The sequence below is a fragment of the Actinomyces bowdenii genome, from assembly GCF_017592395.1.
GTDB classification, from domain to species: domain Bacteria; phylum Actinomycetota; class Actinomycetes; order Actinomycetales; family Actinomycetaceae; genus Actinomyces; species Actinomyces bowdenii.
Genome location: NZ_JAGFOU010000005.1, coordinates 73,419 through 86,472, shown reverse-complemented (window position 1 = coordinate 86,472; position 13,054 = coordinate 73,419). Strand labels below are relative to the sequence as shown.

Annotated in this window: 10 protein-coding genes; 5 read left to right on the top strand and 5 right to left on the bottom strand. The window is 66.1% G+C overall.

Features of this window, described 5'->3' with window-relative positions:
• Positions 1 to 31 precede the first annotated feature (31 nt).
• The 5 genes from J5X07_RS03475 to J5X07_RS03455 all read left to right on the top strand — a co-directional run bounded on the left by J5X07_RS03475 (position 32) and on the right by J5X07_RS03455 (position 6,013).
• A complete protein-coding gene (locus J5X07_RS03475; protein WP_124933152.1) occupies positions 32 to 652 on the top strand; it encodes a Jag family protein in 621 nt (206 codons plus the stop codon).
• 36 nt (positions 653 to 688) lie between these two features.
• Positions 689 to 1,288, top strand: a complete 600-nt coding sequence (gene rsmG, locus J5X07_RS03470; protein WP_124933223.1) for a 16S rRNA (guanine(527)-N(7))-methyltransferase RsmG — start codon at positions 689 to 691, stop codon at positions 1,286 to 1,288.
• Between the two features lie 101 nt (positions 1,289 to 1,389).
• A complete protein-coding gene (locus J5X07_RS03465; RefSeq protein WP_124933153.1) occupies positions 1,390 to 2,292 on the top strand; it encodes a ParA family protein in 903 nt (300 codons plus the stop codon).
• Entirely contained in the window at positions 2,292 to 3,767 is a 1,476-nt protein-coding gene (locus J5X07_RS03460; RefSeq protein WP_208478691.1) for a ParB/RepB/Spo0J family partition protein, read from the top strand. The genes J5X07_RS03465 and J5X07_RS03460 overlap by 1 nt, the downstream gene beginning before the upstream one ends.
• A 1,910-nt stretch (positions 3,768 to 5,677) precedes the next feature.
• Entirely contained in the window at positions 5,678 to 6,013 is a 336-nt protein-coding gene (locus J5X07_RS03455; protein WP_208478690.1) for a hypothetical protein, read from the top strand.
• 1,492 nt (positions 6,014 to 7,505) lie between these two features.
• Here the strand turns inward: J5X07_RS03455 and J5X07_RS03450 are convergent.
• The 5 genes from J5X07_RS03450 to trxB all read right to left on the bottom strand — a co-directional run bounded on the left by J5X07_RS03450 (position 7,506) and on the right by trxB (position 13,038).
• On the bottom strand, positions 7,506 to 8,465 hold the full coding sequence (locus tag J5X07_RS03450; protein WP_208478689.1) for a D-alanine--D-alanine ligase family protein: 960 nt from the start codon (positions 8,463 to 8,465) through the stop codon (positions 7,506 to 7,508).
• An 8-nt stretch (positions 8,466 to 8,473) separates the two neighbouring features.
• Positions 8,474 to 9,787, bottom strand: coding sequence for an aminotransferase-like domain-containing protein (locus tag J5X07_RS03445; RefSeq protein WP_124933157.1), 1,314 nt, complete (start codon positions 9,785 to 9,787; stop codon positions 8,474 to 8,476).
• Between the two features lie 331 nt (positions 9,788 to 10,118).
• Complete coding sequence (thrC, locus tag J5X07_RS03440; RefSeq protein ID WP_208478723.1) at positions 10,119 to 11,552, bottom strand: threonine synthase; 1,434 nt, start codon at positions 11,550 to 11,552, stop codon at positions 10,119 to 10,121.
• Positions 11,553 to 11,756: 204 nt separating this feature from the next.
• Positions 11,757 to 12,083, bottom strand: a complete 327-nt coding sequence (gene trxA, locus J5X07_RS03435) for a thioredoxin (RefSeq protein WP_124933158.1) — start codon at positions 12,081 to 12,083, stop codon at positions 11,757 to 11,759.
• Between the two features lie 28 nt (positions 12,084 to 12,111).
• On the bottom strand, positions 12,112 to 13,038 hold the full coding sequence (gene trxB / locus J5X07_RS03430) for a thioredoxin-disulfide reductase (protein WP_208478688.1): 927 nt from the start codon (positions 13,036 to 13,038) through the stop codon (positions 12,112 to 12,114).
• Between the last annotated feature and the right edge of the window lie 16 nt (positions 13,039 to 13,054).

The window sequence follows — 13,054 nt, the reverse complement described above, 5'->3', positions numbered from 1 at the left end:
TACATTTCTCCACACAGATACGGATGAGCACATGAGTGAGAACACCACGTCAGCAGGCTCCAGCACTGTCTCGCGCCTTGAGGAGGAGGGCGAGATCGGCGCCGACTACCTCGAGGAGCTCCTCGATATCGCCGACCTGGGCGGGGATATCGATATCGACGTCGATCACGGCCGCGCCTCCATCGCCGTACTGGCCTCCGAGGAGGGGGACGAGCGGGAGCTCGAGGACCTCGTGGGTCCCGACGGCGAGGTGCTGGAAGCCGTTCAGGAGCTGACCCGGCTCGCGGTCCAGGCCCGCACCGGGAATCGCTCGCGGCTCATGCTCGACATTAACGGCTACCGCGCCTCGAGGCGCGTGGAGCTGACCAAGGTCGCCCAGGAGGCTGTGACCAAGGTCCTGGCCACCGGGGACGCGGTGTCCCTGGATCCCATGAATCCCTTCGAGCGCAAGGTCTGCCACGATGTCGTGGCCTCGGCCGGCCTGTACTCCGAGTCCGAGGGCGCCGAGCCGCACCGCTACGTCGTCGTCCTGCCGGCTGAGGAGGCCCCCGAGGATGAGGAGGACGCTGGCGAGGCGGCGCCGAGTGCCGAGTCGGGACAGGATGCGGTGCGGGCATCGAGCGCGCAGGACGAGGACCAGGAGCAGGACTGAGTGGCGCGCACCCAGGTCGAGCAGCCCACGGAGGAGATGCGCCGGCTCTTCGGGCTGGCCTTCGCCGGTGCGGAGCACTACGCCCGGATGCTTGAGGAGGAGGGGGAGCTGCGCGGCCTGCTGGGCCCGCGGGAGCTGCCCCGCCTATGGACCCGGCATATCGTCAACTCCGCGGCGGTCGTGCCCTTCCTGCCCTCGCGGGGAGCAGTGGCCGACGTCGGTTCAGGGGCCGGCTTCCCGGGCATCGTCATCGCCCTGCTGCGGCCGGATCTGGAGATCACCCTCATCGAGACCATGGAGCGGCGGGCCGAGTGGCTGGGCGAGGTGATCAATGAGTTGGATCTGGACAATGTCACGCTTCGGCGCGCCCGTGCCGAGGAGGTCAAGGAGCGCTATGACGCGGTGACGGCGCGGGCAGTGGCGAACCTGTCCAAGCTGGTGCGCCTGACCTCCGGGCTGCTGCGCCCTGGCGGCGCCCTGCTGGCCCTCAAGGGAGCCAGGGCGGAGGCCGAGGTGAAGGATGCGGTCTACGTCATAAAAAAGCATAAGCTATCAGAAGCGGTCATTCATGAGGTTGTGACACCGGGCGATGAGATGACGATGATCGTGGAGGTTCGCCGCCCGAAGAAGCCCTGAGGCACGGTGGAATACCATCGCGTGCCCGGCAGCCTCCTCGCGTAGACTGCTGATGCCTGGCTGGCTCCAGCCGTCGGGCAGTCGTCCCAGGAGGAGCAGGTTTGTCTGGATCGTCTATTTTCGATCAGCTCCAGGCCGATCACATCGCCCTTGATGAGGTGGCCGAGGAGGGTTACCCGCGCCCGGGGCGCACGCGCATCATAGCGGTGGCGAATCAGAAGGGGGGTGTGGGGAAGACATCGACCGCCGTCAACCTCGCGGCAGCGCTGGCCGAAGGCGGTCTGCACGTCCTGCTCATCGATGCGGATTCCCAGGGGAACGCTTCCACAGCACTCGGAGTGCACCATGGGGAGGAGCAGGCCTCCATCTATGACGTGCTCGTCGACGGCGTCGCGATCGGGGACGTGGTCACCCAGACGCGCTTCAATGACACACTCCTCTGCGTCCCGGCGACAATCGATGTCGCCGCCGTGGAGATCGAGCTCATCGAGACCCCTCAGCGAGAATCACGACTGCACTACGCACTCAATGACTATCTCGCGGCACGTGAAGCACAGCAGTTGCCACGCCTGGACTACATCATCATCGACTGCCCTCCGAGCCTGGGCATCATGACGATCAACGCCTTCGTCGCGGCTGCCGAGGTGCTCATCCCCATGCAGGCGGAGTACTACGCCCTGGAGGGACTTGCCCTGCTCACTCGCTCTATCGACCGGATCGCGCGGATCCACAACCCAGAGCTGGGCGTCTCCATGATCGTGCTGACCATGTTCGACGGACGCACCACGTTGGCGCGGGAGGTGGAGTCCGAAGTGCGCAGTTACTTCCCGCACGCCACCTTGGAGACCAAGGTGCCGCGCTCCATCAGAGTTGCTGAAGCCCCCTCGTTCGGGGCCCCGGTGGTGTTCTGGGACCCGCGATCCTCGGGTGCCGTGGCTTACAAGAAGATGGCTCATGAGGTCGCTCTTCGGGGGGCCTCCACGAAGGAAGGCGAGGAGGCCTGATGGCACAGAAACGGCGTGGTCTGGGACGCGGCTTGGAGGCGCTCATCCCTGACTCCCAGAAGGAGAGTGCAAGCGCCCGCCGCCCCTCGGATGTCTTCTTCCCCGACTCCCGCTCGCAGGACCCCGACTCAGCCCAGTCCTCCCCCCGGGAGAGGGGCACGGCCGCGCCTGCTGCCAAGGAGGAGCGCAGTAGCGGCAGTGATCTCTCCACACTGTTGACTCCGCCCAAGCGCGCGCGAGGCTCCCGCTCGCGTCGGACGACGGGCGAGAGCGCAGCGAAGAGCCGCAGCACGACACGTCGCACGACGAAGAAGACCGCGGTTTCACGTGAAACCGCGGTGAAGGATGAGGCGGTCGAGAAGGTCGAGGAGCCTGCTGAGACTGCTTCCGTGGAGACGGAGCCCCCCACACCCAGCGTCGCAATGCCGCAGGAGACCGTGGTGCCCGACGACGTGGCCGCGAGGGAGGATGTGCCTGCCGAGCCGGAGATCGTCGATGCCCCGCCAGTGACGGAGCCTGCTGATGAGATCACTGCCGGGGAGGCCTCTGCGGTGGACGAGGGCATGGATGAGCCTGACGCGAGTGTTTCACGTGAAACGGCGCTTGGGGCCTCTGAGGGCGAGGTCGAGGATGCCGAAGCTCTGGTTCCTGTTCCCGGAGCAAGTTTTGCTGAGCTTCCGGTGGAGCTCATCCACCCCAATCCGCGTCAGCCGCGCCAGGTCTTCGACGAGGACGATATCGCCGAGCTCGCCGCTTCCATCAGGGAAGTCGGTCTGCTCCAGCCCATTGTGGTTCGTCGTGCGACCGGTGCAGGGGACGAGCCGCGCTATGAGCTCATCATGGGAGAACGGCGTCTGCGGGCCTCCAAGGAGGCGGGAATGGACACCATTCCCGCCGTGGTGCGGGACACCGACGATGTTGATCTGCTGCGTGACGCGCTTCTGGAGAATCTGCACCGGGTCCAGCTGAACCCCCTGGAGGAGGCGGCTGCCTACCAGCAGTTGCTGGAGGACTTCCACTGCACGCATGCGGAGCTCTCCGAGAGGATCGCTCGTTCGCGGTCTCAGATCTCCAACACACTGCGTCTCATGAAGCTCCCGCCTCTGGTTCAGCGCCGATTGGCAGCGGGAGTCATCTCCGCAGGTCACGCTCGTGCGCTTCTCGGGCTGCCGAACGCGGCAGTCATGGAGCGTCTGGCGCAGCGCATCGTCGCTGAGGGACTGTCGGTGCGTGCTACTGAAGAGCTGGTCGCTCTTCAGGAGGAGCCGGAGGGCGGAGTGCAGCCGAAGACCCTGCGGGCTCGCAGTACCCCTCTCCCGGCACTCTCGACGAGGCTCTCCGACGCCTTCGACACCCGCGTCAAGGTCACCAGGGGTGCGAAGAAGGGCAGGATCACCATCGAGTTCGCCGGCGAAGAGGACCTTGCCCGCATTGTCGATGCCCTGGCTCCAGGGACCTCTCTTGAGGAGGAGTAGCCCGTCGTGTTTCACGTGAAACCGGGGCCCGGCACCGTTGGTGCTGGGCCCCGGTTCTTCGCGTGGAACCCGGCTCAGGACTGAGGTCTGCACACTCCAGGGATGTACGGATGGCATCCCCTGACCGTGCGGCTTCCTCGGCATAGCACGCTCCCCAGATCATCTCAGGTCGCGAGGTGCCGGCCAGGTTGACCCTCAGGCCGACACTGCTGGGGTGAGGCTCTCCACTCCTGCCATGGTGATGTGCCCGCCGATACAGAGCATGGGAGCGATGGTTGATCAAGCTCTGCCCCTGACCGCGGGCCTCGATGACGGTTTCACGTGAAACCTGTTCTGCTGTGCTCATCAGGGCCGATGCGGAGTGAGAGCGGAGGCGTGCTGCGCGATTGGGGGTGCGATGATGAGAGGACGTTCCATCCCTTGTCTCGCAGGAACTCGAGAGCGGAATCTGACGCTCCGGCAGGAGTCTGCGGTTGACGTGACATCTCTGGCGTGGTCCCTGGCCACGGGGATCGCACTCATGCCGGTAGGCGCCGTCGATGCTGCCTCATCGTGCCGAAGTGGACTCTGGTCCCCGGTGAACCGGGCCGCGCTGGAGATTCTATGGATGCCCATGGCCGAGCGGGCGCCACCTTTCGATGTCCTGGGTCTTCAGACTCCAGAAGCGGAGCGGTGTTTCACGTGAAACCATGGCGCCTCTGTCGCGCTGCTGCTGTTCATCGGTGTGGCTTCCCGACCTCGGGAGTGACCGCCTGCTCTCCTTGCCACGAAGCGCTGTGGTCAGCGAGTTGCGAGCACGGTGGCCTCTCCGCCTCCTTCGTTGTCAGGTGCAAAGACCGGGATCGATGCGGGGACGGGTGATGCGATACCGGCGCGGGTCTCACTCACTGTGTTTCACGTGAAACACCACTTCGAGACCAAGGAGGCAGGAAATAGAGGAGGACGTCATCCGTGTGTCACGTGACACCACGATATCGCTTCATGCCTCCGATGATAGGTGAGTGACGCTGCTTGATCCCGTGGGTGGCGCGGACGGGGCAGAAGCCGGCTGGCACGAGGAGTGGGACGGAGAGCGTGAATGGTGGCGTATCCCATGACAGGCGATGAATGTAAGGACGATGATTCCTGGGGTACTGCTCCCATGGGAACAGTGCTCCTGACCTGAGCCATGTGGCTCGAGCGGGGCACGCCAGAGCGCATCACGTTCCGGCTCTGGCTGGGGAGGCGGGACTGCGGGTAGGGGTGATGCGGGCCTGACCGTTCGTGTCTTATCAGTGTCCCGGATAGTCGGGAGCCCGGGCGTAGGGCTCCTCCCATCCCGCCCTCCCCCCTCCCAGGAGGGAGGTCTTCGCGCGAGAGCGTCGGTGATGACGTGATGGCAGCGGTCGGTATGCACGCCTGGCGTGCCATGGAGGGCGACTCCGGTCGGAAGCCTGTATGGAAGCCCCGGGGGCGGGACAGTACAGCGGTCGATGTCCTCGGAGCGATGTGCTCCCTCTCGCTCTTGGTGGGATCACCGCTCCCTGACTCGGGCACAGACAGGCGCAGAAAGCCTCCTACCTCCATCCCTGTTTCACGTGAAACAACGATGATGCTCGACGACGGTGACATCGGATCACGCTCGTATGTCGATGAACCAAATGTTGAGAGGCGATCAGGAAAGGAGGAGGAACTGACCTGCGGTTCGATGAAGCACGGGACCGTTGGGCACTGTTTCACGTGAAACTCCTTGCGATTCTCTGCCACGACGAGGCTTGCTGGACGATCGGGAGTACCTGTGCTTCCGGAGACAGACGGCCATCGTCTGGTGCTCCTACACGGCGGAAGCGCTCCGTCGGATGGCTGAGTGTTTCCAGGTCTGCCCGGCGGCGTTCGGGCAGTGGGCCGACCGCTACCGGGTAGGGGTGCCCATGGATGACGGTTCCAGTCGTCCTGAGCACGGCCCCTACCGCTTTCCCGCGCGTCAGGCGCGCATGATGGTCCTGCGCTTCAGCAGGCGCTGGGGGCATCCTAGGATCGCCTGCCACGTGGGCCCGGCCCGCTCCACGGCCGGGTCGATCCTCACGCGCTACCGCATGCCGCCCCTGGCCCACCTTGATAGGGCCCCTGAGGCCGGCTCGCGCCATCCATCGCCGGTGCGCTACGAGAAGGACCGTCCCGGCCGGCTGGTGCACGTGGACATCAAGATACTGGGCCGTATCCCGCCCGGGGCGGGTGGCGGGCCCATGGATGCGGCATTCCGGTGACCAAGGCGGTCCTGGCCAGCGGGGCAGGGGTGATGCTGTCTGCACCACTCCGCCGATGAGCACTCCCTCCTGGTCTACAGCCAGATTCTGGACGATGAGCGCCAGGAGGCCGCCGCTGCCCTCATGGCCCGGGCCCTGGCCCACGTCGCGTTCCTGGGCATCACCCTCGAGGCGGCCTGCCGATAACGGGGCCTGCGACCGCTCCGGGACCCTCAACCAGGTCCTTTCCATCTCACGTATCAAGCGCTCCTAGCCCCTGCCTGCCCCAGACCAACAGCAGCCTCGAGCGCTTAAACCCCCACCCCGGCCCCCGAGTGGGACCACGCCCGCACCCGCGCCAGCCAGACCCAGCGCGAGAACGCCCACCAGACCCAGCTCCACCAGCACCACCGAACCCAGGCCGCCATGGCCAGCCAAACCCCCACCGACCGCGTCCACAACCTCACAGGGACGCGCACTTCGGCATTGTTTCACGTGAAACTCGTTTCGATCCTTCACCGCGACGAGGTTTGGCTGGCGATCGGGAGAGCCTGTGCTTCCGGAGGTAGACGGCCATTGCCGGGCTTTCGTGCAGCGGAAGCACTGCGGCGGGTGGTGCGAGGATGCCAGCGGCCTTCGATGATAACAGCGCTCCATCCTCGACTCCTCTCCCCGTTCCCTCATGTCCTGGTCCGGGGGATCTATGGTGTGTCGCGACAGTGGAGACAACGGAGGATGCACGATCGTTTCACGTGGAACATCGTCGTGCCGCGATGAGGCGCGCCGGGCTGTGCCTGGGCAGTGACTGTTGCCCTCGATGAACCAAGGTGCGACGGTGAGCGAGGGGGGTGAGAGGGCCCAGAATCCTTGCTCTCGTCGTCGAGGGTGCTCCATCTGGAACTGATCTCCGTCCGGCCGTGGAAAGATGGACTGAACTCGAATCCCTGTTTCACGTGAAACCACGGGTGATTGCTATTGCCCCATCATCGTGAGTGGGAGCGCAGCGGCCTCAGGCTTCCCCCCCTTCTCCTCGTCGGCGTTCTGACAAGGAGCGCGTGCCATCACCCGCGTGACCTTCCTACTGCTGTGTGCACGGGCTCTGCTCTGATGAACTCACCCACCCCTCCCGTGCTGGTCGTAGTCTCAGGATCATTCGAGGTGAGACCCGGCGTCGATCCGAGGCGTGTCATCAGATTAATCGTGGATTCACGTGAAACCACTCCTCATAGGTGTCTGAGCCCTCCGTCCGTAGGTGCCACAGCTCGTTCAGCATGCGGCTTCAGCTCTTGGCAGCGGTGCTTCAGAAGCGCAGTGAGTGCCCGTAGTGCGATGAGCGATCGCTTCCGGGATCAGCCCGAGCATAGCCTCCGGCGTCCCTTCCGCTGTTTCACGTGAAACAGCGGAAGGGCCATGACGGCTCGTCGGTATCGGCGGTGAGCACTCCGTGTGGAGGAGGGGTAAGAGAACAGGGGCTCACGCATCCAAGGCGTGAGCCCCTGTTCCACGTGAAACACTAGGGGTGGACGAAGGGATTCCTCACGAGGGCGTCGTAGAGTCCGGGAAGATCGCCGTCGGCCTCGGCTGCCAAGGGCAGAAGCGAATTCTCCGTCATACCGGGAACGACGTTGACGTCGATGAACCATGGGGTGCCGTCGCCGTCCAGGATGAGGTCCGTGCGGGAGATGTTGCCCAGGCCCAGGGTGCGATGCACGATGAGCGCTGTCTCCTGGACCAGCTCCAGGTGCTCCGCAGGAAGGCGTGCCGGAACGAAGTACTCCGATCGTCCCGGGTTGTAGCGGGCGTCGAAATCGTACTGACCCTCGGAGACAACCTCCACGGGGGGAAGCGCACGTGGCCCCTCTCCCGTGTCCACAACGGACACAGCGATCTCCGTGCCGGCGACGTACCGCTCGATGAGGGCCCGATCGTCGTAGGAGAAGCAGGCGACCATGGCTGAGCGCAGCTCATCGGCGTCGGAGGCGTAGGAGACCCCGAGGCCTGATCCACCCTGGTTCGGCTTGACCACCACGGGAAGGCCCAGGTGCCCCGCCACAAGACCGAGCACCTCCTGCGCTCCCAACTGGCTGAAGTAGGCGCGGGGAAGGGTGACGGAATCCGGCGAGAGGACCCCGCCAGTGCGAACGGTGGCCTTCGCCGTGGGCTTGAAGGAGGATCGCTGGCAGCCGTCGGAATGCGTGCCGACGTAAGGGAGCTCCAAGGCGATGAGGACATTCTGGAGTCCGCCGTCCTCGCCGTGGCCACCGTGCGCGAGCGGCCAGACCACGTCCGGACTGTAGGCGCGCAGCGCACCGATCGTGCGGGCATCAATATCCATCACCAGCACGGAGTGCCCCAGATGCTTGAGGACCTGGGCCACGCGGTGCCCCGAGCGCAGGGAGATATCCCGTTCGTGGCTGAGACCGCCGGCAAGAACAGCGATGCGCAAGGGTTCGGGAGATGCTTGCTGAGTCATGGTGATCCTCAAATCTGATCGGGGGCCGGTGCGCTGATGCCGTTACTGCCTTGGGAGCGTTCGGGGACGGGGCCGAAGAGCTCCAGGATCTCAAGATCACGTGAAACAACTTCGGACAGGCGCCTGACGCCCTCGCGGATCTCGGCCGGCTCCGGATAGCAGAAGGAGAGGCGCACATGGTCTCGGCCAGCCCTACCACCGGCATAGAAGGCGGTGCCCGAGACGTAGGCGACGAGGTTGGTGACAGCGCGGGGAAGCATCTCCTTGGCATCCACTCCCTCAGGCAGGTTGAGCCACACGTAGAACCCGCCGGCCGGGACATTCCAGCGGCACATGGGCATGTGCTCCTCCAGTGCGGAGATCATCGCATCCCTGCGCGTGCGGTACATGCCGCGGAACTCCTCGATCTGCTGACGCCAGTCGAACTGGTCGAGGTACATCGAGATCGAGTACTGGCCCACTGAGGACGGGCACAGGATCGCCGCCTCCGAGGCCAGCTTCATCTTCTCCCTCACCGCTGGTGGAGCCACTGCCCAGCCCACCCGGTATCCCGGCGCGAAGATCTTGGAGAAGGAGCCGAGGTAGACCACGTCCTCCGGAGCCAGCGTTTTCAACGCGGTGTACGTCTGACCCTCAAAGCCAAGCAAACCATACGGATTATCCTCAACGATAAGCACATGGTGCTTCCGGCAGATCTCGATGATCTGCGGGCGGCGCGCCTCACTGAGGGTCACTCCTGCCGGATTGTGGAAGTTGGGGAGGCAGTAGAAGAACTTGATCCGCCGCCCCTCCCTCTCCAGGTTGAGGATCCTCTCCTCCAGCGCCTCGGGAATGACTCCGTCGGCATCGATGGGCACCTGCTGCACATCGGCCTGGTAGGTGGAGAAGATGGACAGGGAGCCGACATAGGTGGGAGCCTCGGCCAGGATGACATCCCCCGGGTCGGTGAACAGCTCGGTGATGATGTCGACCGCCTGCTGGGAGCCTGTGGTGATGATGACGTCCTCGGGGTCGGCGTCGATCCCCTCCAGTGCCATGACCTCGGTGATCTGCTCGCGCAGCCGGGGCAGCCCCTGGCCATTGCCGTACTGGAGGGCCTTGCCGCCGTCCTTGCGGATCATGCTGGCCGTGGCCTCCGCCAGCCGGTCGAGCGGAAGATCCTTGAGATTGGGCATGCCTCCCGCCAGGGAGACCACCTCCGGGCGCGAGGCGACGGCGAAGAGCGACCGGGTTTCAGAGGCACGCAGGCCATGAGCTCGGGCGGCGTAGTTGTCGAGCCACGGGTCGAGTCGGTTGCCCTTCCCCTGCGGTGCTTCGCTCATGCGCATGTCCTTTCCTCAGGCCCACTGCGGGCCCGCAGGCCAAGTCTGCCACGTCGGCCCTGACAGCGGGGGGTGCACCAGGCGCACCCGGACTGCGGACCACTGCCCCGCCACGGGGCGAGCAGTGCTGCTCAAGAGCCATCCATCAAGGGCCGCCGCGCAGGCACTGCCGGGGCTCTCCCTGGAGTGGAGCGGGAGGCCAGAGAGAGTGATTTAAGAATCAATGATAGTGCTGTGGAACGCCATGCCCGGCCCGAGCTGCCCGGATCCTGGCTCAGCCGGCGCCTCATCGATGTCCGGGCCCGGCACGCCATCACTGGGATGGAAGGGCTCAGGCCCGGATGGCCCGCTGGGCGATGAGCGAGCGCAGGGGCTCCTGCTCGTTGTCGATGGTCTCGAAGCGCTGCGGCAGGGCCAGGAGCTCGACGATACGGCTGTCGAGGACCTGGCGCCCCAGTGCCTCATCAACGGTGTCGGGGAACTTCGCGGCCTTGGCCGTCTCCATGACGAGGGTGGGGAAACCGGGCTCCATGAGCCGCAGGGCCACCGTCACGCCGTCGGCCGTATGCGGATCGATGACGGCGCCAGTGCGCTCATGGACGAGGCGGATCGCGGCGAGCCGGTCGGCGTGGGTGGAGGCGCCCGCCTCGAAGCCGAAGTCCTCGCGCATGCGCTCCACCTCATCGGATAGGTCCAGGCGGCCGGTGGACTCCAGCTCCGCCCAGCGCTCGACGAAGGCCTCGGGGCCCAGAAGGGCCCACAGGAACCGCTCCAGGTTGGAGGCGCGGGAGATGTCCATGGAGGGGCTGGAGGTGGCCAGTGTCGCCTCGGCGGAGCGCGGGGCGTAGATGCCGGTGGTGAAGAACTCCTCCAGGACATTGTTCTCGTTCGTCGCCAGGATGAGCCGGCGGATCGGCACCCCCATGCTGCGGGCCAGGTGCCCGGCATAGATATTGCCGAAGTTCCCCGAGGGGACGCAGATATCGACCTTCTGGCTCTCTCGGCGCCCCTCCTCCAGGCCGTCGGTGAGGCGCAGCCAGGCCCACACGTAGTAGACGGCCTGGGCGGCGATGCGCCCGATGTTGATGGAGTTGACGGCGCCCAGGCTGTGCTCGGCCTTGAAGGCGGCGTCATTGCTGAGGGCCTTGACCAGGGCCTGGCAGTCGTCGAAGACCCCGCGCACGGCGATGTTGTGGATATTGGCGTCCTGCAGGGAGTACATCTGCGCCCGCTGCACGGCGCTCATCCGGCCGGCCGGTGAGAGCATGAAGACGCTCACCCCCTCCTGGCCGCGGAAGGCGTGCTCCGCCGCGGAGCCCGTGTCACCGGAGGTCGCCCCCAGGATGTTGAGCACCCGCCCCTGGCGGGACAGCACATACGGGATGGCCTGGCCCAGGAACTGCATGGCCAGATCCTTGAAGGCCATGGTCGGCCCCTCGGAGAGCCCCACGAGCGCCAGCCCCTCGGCCTCCGGCCCGACATCGATCGCCGTGACCGGCACCACCGGCGCGGGGAATCGCTGCGGCCCGTAGGCCGCCGCCGTCATGGCTGCCAGATCCTCGCGCGGGATATCGGTGGCGAAGAGCCCGATGACCTCCGTGGCCAGCGCCGGGTAGTCCAGTGCCCGCCACTCCTGGAGCCTGTCGGCGCTGAGGGCGGGCAGCTGCGCCGGAACGGCCAGCCCGCCGTCGGGCGCCAGTCCCGACAGCAGGACGTCGGTGAAGCCGGCGGGGTCCATGGCGCCCCTGGTGGAGATGTAGTGCATGCCCTGCCCTCTCAGCGGATCGATCGGAGCCATTCTAGGACCCAGGCTCCTGGTTGCGATCATCCGCGCGCCATGTGCCAGCCGCATGGCGCGGGCCCGCGGCGGGAGGCATGAGGGGCCCCGCTGCATGAGCGGGGCCCCTCATCGCCCGGCCTCGGCCTGCGACGACCGGGGCGGACCGGGCGCCTGGCCGAGCCTGCGGCCCTAGTTGAGAACCTTCTCCACCTCGGACTTGAAGGAGGCCTTGGAGCGCGCACCGGCGAACTGGTGGAAGACCTCCCCCTCGCGGACCACCGCGAAGGTCGGGATCGATCGCACGCCGAAGGAGGCGGCGGCCGAGGGGTTGGAGTCGACGTCGATCTTGACGAACTTGACGCGGTCGCCCATCTCGGCGGCCAGCTCATCGACCACGGGGGCCATCTGGCGGCACGGCCCGCACCACTCGGCCCAGAAGTCGATGACGACGGGCGTCTCGGACTTCATGACCTCGGTGTCCAGAGTGGCGTCGGTGACAGCGAGTACATCAGACATGGTGCTTCTCTCCTTGAGGTGCGGGATGTCAGGCCTGCAGATCGGCCAGGTAGTGCTCGGCGTCCAGGGCTGCGCGGCAGCCGGAGCCCGCAGCGGTGATCGCCTGCTGGTAGGTGGGGTCGGCGACGTCGCCGCAGGCGAAGACCCCGGGGATCCTCGTGCGCTGCGAGGGCGCCTCGACACGGATGTATCCGGCCTCATCCAGGTCCAGCGCATCGGCGACGAGCTCGCTGCGGGGGATCTGGCCGATGGCCACGAACAGCCCGGTGGCCTCCAGCAGGCGGCGCTCCCCGGTGACGGTGTCCTCCAGGGTCACGCCGGTCAGGGAGTCCTCGCCGTGGAGCTCCACGACGCGGGAGTTCCACGCGAAGGAGATCTTGGGGTCGTCCTTCGCGCGCTGGGCCATGACCGCCGAGGCCCGCAGCTCATCGCGGCGGTGGACCACCGTCACCGACTTGCCGAAGCGGGTGAGGAAGGTCGCCTCCTCCATGGCCGAGTCCCCGCCCCCGACGACGACGATGTTCTGGTCCTTGAAGAAGAAGCCGTCGCAGGTGGCGCAGTAGGACACCCCGTGCCCCGCCAGCCGCTCCTCGCCCTCCAGGCCCAGGTGGCGGTACTCCGAGCCGGTGGAGATGATGACCGTGCGGGCCTCGTAGGTGCCCTCCTCGGTGGTCAGGCGCTTGATCTCGCCCTGCAGCTCCATGGCGGTGACGTCCTCGTAGCGGATCTCAGCGCCGAAGCGCTCAGCCTGCTCCTGCATCTGGTTCATCAGCGCGGGGCCCATGATGCCCTCGATGAAACCGGGGTAGTTCTCCACCTCCGTGGTGTTCATCAGCGCCCCGCCGGCGGTCACCGAGCCTGCCAGGACAAGAGGCGAGAGCTGGGCCCTGGCCGCGTAGATGGCGGCCGTGTAGCCGGCGGGACCGGAACCGACGATGACGACGTCGTGAATCATGACTCTCCTGGGGTGA